The sequence below is a fragment of the Vibrio sp. 1641 genome, from assembly GCF_033339995.1.
Taxonomy (GTDB): Bacteria; Pseudomonadota; Gammaproteobacteria; order Enterobacterales; family Vibrionaceae; genus Vibrio; species Vibrio alginolyticus.
Genome location: NZ_JAWOVP010000267.1, coordinates 1 through 632, shown reverse-complemented (window position 1 = coordinate 632; position 632 = coordinate 1). Strand labels below are relative to the sequence as shown.

Annotated in this window: 1 protein-coding gene; it reads left to right on the top strand. The window is 47.8% G+C overall.

Features of this window, described 5'->3' with window-relative positions; all coding sequences use genetic code 11:
- On the top strand, nucleotides 1–632 hold a 632-nt coding region (locus R7Z47_RS25450; RefSeq protein WP_318130839.1), incomplete at both ends, for a LysR substrate-binding domain-containing protein.

Below are 632 nucleotides of genomic sequence, written 5' to 3'. Positions count from 1 at the left end.
TTTTACTCTTTTTGAACGCCACTCTCGAGGGATCCGCCTCACCGAAAAGGGAATACAACTGCAACAAGCCACGCAGTTGCATTTCTCTGAGTTAGGCAAGTTGCTTGATGATCTGAGAGTAGAAAAGCATATCAATGAGGTTCGCTTGAAGCTCACTCCCTCATTCGCCTTTAAGTGGCTAGTGCCTAAACTCGAAAGCTTTCAACTAGAGAACCCAGAAATTCAAGTGCAGATCTTTGCGGAAGGAGCGCTAGTCAACAGCGATTTGAAAGACTATGACGTCGCCATTGACTACGGTCTTCACCCTTATCGAGACCATGATGCCGAGTTGATTCTCGATGAAAAATTGCTGCCAGTGATGAGCCCTAAATACCTTGAGGATCATCGGTGGCTAAAAACTCCTTTTGGTGATCAAACATCGTCGATGTCTGCGAATCAATGGCAAGCGGCTACGTTGTTGCACGACGCGATGCCGTGGGAAAAAGCGACACGTGATTATGAGTGGTTGTATTGGGCTTCGGCAATGGGATTGGATTTTAAAACCGATGTTGGTCACTTTTTCAATCGAACAGACATGGCGATGTCTGCGGCGGAAGCTGCAGTCGGGATCGCGATGGCACGCATGGCGTTGA